Raw genomic sequence first — 4,101 nt, 5'->3', positions numbered from 1 at the left:
GGCCAGAACGTGGCCGGGCGCCGCCTGGGGTTCACCAGCCGATCAGCGGGCTACCTCGTGGTCGTGCTCGTCATGCAGGCCACCGCCGCCGGTCGTGCCGGGGGTACCGCTCGCGGGTGCCGTCGGGTTGACCAGCGGGTTCCGCGCAAAGTCGCGTCGCGCGAACGTGAGGGTGGCGTGCGCGGCCGCGTCCGCCATCTCGTCGATCGCCTGCCGGTTGACGTTGGCGATCGTGTCGCACGCCAGGTGGTAGCAGTGGTCGTACTGCGCACCCGCCGTGCCGCCGTAGATCGCCGCCTGCTCCGCCGTCTTGACGCCCTCCGCGCCGGTGAACAGCCCGCCTGCAGGGATTCCCTGTGCGATGAACGGACCGTAGTCCGAGCGTCCGCTGAAGGGGGTCTCCGAGGATTCGAGCCCCACGCCGCCGAAGTAGTCGTGGAAGACGCGCTCGATCTCGCCAGAGCCGGCCGGGCCCGCCGCCGCGTTCGGACCGACCGGGAACGCCGAGTTGTCGCCGTCGTAGACGAACCGGACGTAGTTCGGAGAGCCGATCATGTCGAAATTGAGGTTGAGCGCGATCGCATCCTTCTCCGCCGCGGTCAGCTGGCCCACGTAGTGACGTGAGCCGAGCAGGCCGAACTCCTCCGCGCCCCAGAAGGCAAAGCGGAGCTTGTTGCGTGGCTCGATGTCGCGAGCCGCAACCGCCTCGGCGATCTCGAGGATGCCCGCGGAGCCGGAGCCGTTGTCGTTGATGCCCGGCCCCCGGGGGACGCTGTCGAGGTGGGCTCCGACGACGACCACGTTGTTCGGGTCGCCGGTCGGGGTCTCGGCAAGTACGTTGTAGGTCGTGCGGGTCTCGTTGACCCGATCGACGCGCACCCGCGCCTGCGACCCGGTTGCTCCGCTGTTCACGCCGTTGCGCAGGTCGTCACCGATGGCGAAGCTCGTCCCGACGACGGGGATGGTGGAACCGGGGCTGCTGAGCGTGCCGGAGAGAGCGGCCGTCCGTCCGGGCTGACCCTCGTTGAAGATGATCACCGCAGCCGCGTCGGCCGCCTCGGCGTTGAGGGCCTTGTCCCGGAACGGACATGTTCCGCGCTGCATGAGCGCGATGTTGCCCGCCGGGAAGCCGGCGAAGTCGGACGCTTCGCAACCGCTGGTGTTGCCGTTGTCCACGCCGACGGGCGGGACCACCAGGTCGACGGCCGTGATCGCCGCCGTGACGTCTCCGTTGCCCGAGTAGGTCATCGAGGCGAAGTCGACGCCGTCCTCGTACGTCGCCTGGGATGGCGAGATCTGATTGAAGACGGGTGGGGTCGCGTCCGCGTTGAACGGGAACGCGAACGGCTGGACCGTGACGTCGTAGCCGGCCGCGGTGAGGCGACCCTCGACGTAGTCCACGGACTGGTTGAAGGCCGGGAAGCCGGAGACCCGGCTGCCTCCGTTCTCGTCGGCGATCCGCTGGAGCGCGGCGAGGTGTTCCTGCATCCCGCTGACCGTGACGGCCTTGCGCAGGCCCTGGGTGGTGGGCAGTTCGTCGGGTGTCGGTTCCGCGCTGGCGCCGATGGTGGTGACGCCGAGCAGTGAAACCGCTGCTGCTGCCGCGACGACGCCGGTCAGGCGTCCGCGCGTGATGACTGATCTCAAGGATCCTCCTGGGGGTGTGACCGGCCCTCCCGAATGTCGCGCCGGTGAAGTGCGGGGCCGAGTGTGCCACGCGTCACACGCCGGGGATAGCCCCGCTCACGAGAACGTCGGGGAGCCTCTACGCATGACCGCCGCGCCCGTCACCGTCTCGATCACCCGCCACATCGCCCCCGACCACACCGCCGAGATGATGGCCTGGGTCGAGGCGGGTGCGTCCCTGGCCAAGGGGTTCGAGGGCTTCCTCGGCGTCGGATGGGTGCGACCGAGCGAGACCTCGGACGAGTGGCACATGCTCTACCGCTTCTCGGGCACCGACGCCCTGGCCACCTGGGAGTCGTCGCCCCAGCGGGCCTGGTGGCTCGCGGCGGCCCAGGGCAGGATCGGCGCCTCGCGCGTGGAGCGCCGGACGGGGATCGAGGGCTGGTTCGACGCGCCGAGCTCTGTCGAGACGCTCGAGACGGCACCGTCCGCCGACAAGCCACCGGTGTGGAAGCAGGCCGTGGTGATCTGGCTGGCGTTCTTCCCGCTCAGCCTGCTCGTGACCTGGCTGGCCGGCACGTTCTTCCCGGCCCTTCCGCTCGTGCCCCGGGTCCTCGCGTCCACCGTGGTGATGACGCCGATCATGACCTACGTCGTGCTGCCGCGGATGACCAGGGCGCTCGGCTGGTGGCTGCACCGATGACACCCGTGGCGGGCGGCCACTAGGGTCGGCCCGTGCTCAACCTCCCGGACGCGCCCGCCATCGACGATGCGACCCATGTCCACTCGGGCAAGGTGCGCGACCTCTACCGGATCGAGTCGGGGGAGCACGCCGGCCGGCTGCTGATGGTGGCCAGCGACCGCATCTCCGCCTACGACTTCGTCCTCGAGACGACGATCCCCGACAAGGGCGAGATCCTGACCCGGATGTCGCTGTGGTGGTTCGAGCAGCTGGCCGACCTGGTACCCAACCATGTCGTCTCGACGGACGTCCCCGACGTGGTCCGGGGGCGCGCGGTGATCTGCGAGGACCTCGAGATGTTCCCGGTCGAGTGCGTGGCCCGCGGCTACCTCGCCGGCTCCGGACTGGCCGACTACCGCGCCACCGGTCGGGTGTGCGGGGTCCCGCTGCCCGACGGACTCGAGGACGGCTCGCGGCTCCCGGAACCGATCTTCACCCCGGCCAGCAAGGCCGACCTGGGCGACCACGACGAGAACGTCTCCTTCGATGCGGTGGTCGACACCGTCGGTGCCCAGGTCGCCGCGACCCTGCGCGAGCTGACGCTCGCCGTCTACTCGCGTGCCGAGGAGGTCGCCCGGGGGCGCGGCCTGCTGCTGGCCGACACCAAGCTGGAGTTCGGACACTCCGGCGACCGGATCGTGCTCGCCGACGAGGTGCTGACGCCGGACTCGTCGAGGTTCTGGCCCGCCGACCAGTGGCAGCCGGGGCGGACGCAGCCGGCCTTCGACAAGCAGCTCGTCCGGGACTGGCTGACCGGGCCGGAGAGCGGCTGGGACCGCGCCTCCGGCGACGCACCGCCTCCGCTGCCCGAGCGGGTCGTCGAGCTGACCCGGTCCCGCTACGTCGAGGCCTACGAGCGGCTGACGGGCCGGACCTGGTGAGACCGGTCGCCGTCGAGTTCGCGGCACCGGCCGACGTCGTGTTCGGCTTCCTGTCCGACCCCGCACGCCGGCCCGAGTGGCAGGGAAGCCTCCGTCGCATCGAGGGGCTGCGCGGCGCGGGAGAGGTCGGGACGACGTGGCGCGACGTCACGGCTGTCGGAGCCCGGCCGCGGATGGAGGTCACCGAGGTCGAGCCCGCGTCGAGTTGGGCCGAGGTCGGCCACTGGCGCGGGATCGAGGCCCGGCTGCGGCTGGCCTTCGCGGAGGTTCCGACCGGGACCGTGGTCACCGCCACCGTCCAGGTCACGGCCGCGTCCCTTCTCAAGCCGGTCGGCTGGGTGCTGACCGGCCTGGCGCCGTACGCCGTCCGCGGCGACCTGCAGCGGGCCGCCCGCGCGCTAGGTTCGGAGCAGCGATCGTGATCGAGGCCAGCGGAAGGGCACTGTGATGAAGGCACTCGCGGCGGGCATCGGCGCCCTGATGATCCTGGTCGGAGTCGTGTGGACGCTCCAGGGACTCGGCTACCTCGGCGGGAGCTCGATGACCGGCGACGAGAAGTGGGCGATCATCGGCCCGGCGGTGGCCGGGATCGGCGTGGCGCTCGCCTGGGTGGCCTTCCGTGGGCGGCGTTCGGCCGACTAGGTTGGCGGGATGTTGAACCTCGCCAGCCTGCTGGAGGAATCCGCCGACAAGTACGCCGACCGCCATGCAGTGGTGCTCGGCGACACCCGCCTGACGTACACCGAGGTCAACGGCGCCGCCAACCAGGTGGCCAACCTCCTCGTGGAGCGCGGCATCGAGCCCGGCGACAAGGTGGCGCTCAGCTGCCCCAACCTGCCGTACTTCCCGATC

The 4,101-nt window shown here is 70.9% G+C and carries 6 protein-coding genes; 5 read left to right on the top strand and 1 reads right to left on the bottom strand.

Annotated elements, in window-relative coordinates; genetic code table 11:
- Positions 1 to 42: 42 nt before the first annotated feature.
- The gene (locus VFN12_RS08285) at positions 43 to 1,647 is read right to left on the bottom strand and encodes a M28 family metallopeptidase (RefSeq protein WP_325118167.1); all 1,605 of its coding nucleotides are present in this window, start codon (positions 1,645 to 1,647) and stop codon (positions 43 to 45) included.
- Positions 1,648 to 1,771: 124 nt separating this feature from the next.
- Here VFN12_RS08285 and VFN12_RS08280 point away from each other — a divergent pair, with 124 nt between their 5' ends.
- From VFN12_RS08280 to VFN12_RS08260, 5 genes are all read left to right on the top strand, one after another.
- On the top strand, positions 1,772 to 2,329 hold the full coding sequence (locus tag VFN12_RS08280) for an antibiotic biosynthesis monooxygenase (RefSeq protein WP_325118166.1): 558 nt from the start codon (positions 1,772 to 1,774) through the stop codon (positions 2,327 to 2,329).
- A 32-nt stretch (positions 2,330 to 2,361) separates the two neighbouring features.
- Positions 2,362 to 3,249 (top strand): phosphoribosylaminoimidazolesuccinocarboxamide synthase, encoded by an 888-nt coding sequence (locus VFN12_RS08275; protein ID WP_325118165.1) that lies wholly within the window; start codon positions 2,362 to 2,364, stop codon positions 3,247 to 3,249.
- Complete coding sequence (locus VFN12_RS08270) at positions 3,246 to 3,671, top strand: SRPBCC family protein (RefSeq protein ID WP_325118164.1); 426 nt, start codon at positions 3,246 to 3,248, stop codon at positions 3,669 to 3,671. The genes VFN12_RS08275 and VFN12_RS08270 overlap by 4 nt, the downstream gene beginning before the upstream one ends.
- A 25-nt stretch (positions 3,672 to 3,696) precedes the next feature.
- A complete protein-coding gene (locus VFN12_RS08265; RefSeq protein ID WP_325118163.1) occupies positions 3,697 to 3,891 on the top strand; it encodes a hypothetical protein in 195 nt (64 codons plus the stop codon).
- A gap of 9 nt (positions 3,892 to 3,900) precedes the next feature.
- Positions 3,901 to 4,101: AMP-binding protein (locus tag VFN12_RS08260; RefSeq protein ID WP_325118162.1), on the top strand; the 201-nt coding region annotated here is incomplete at its 3' end.

This window comes from Nocardioides sp. (assembly GCF_035703625.1).
Taxonomy (GTDB): Bacteria; Actinomycetota; Actinomycetes; order Propionibacteriales; family Nocardioidaceae; genus Nocardioides.
This window is presented reverse-complemented; position numbering and strand designations above follow the sequence as displayed.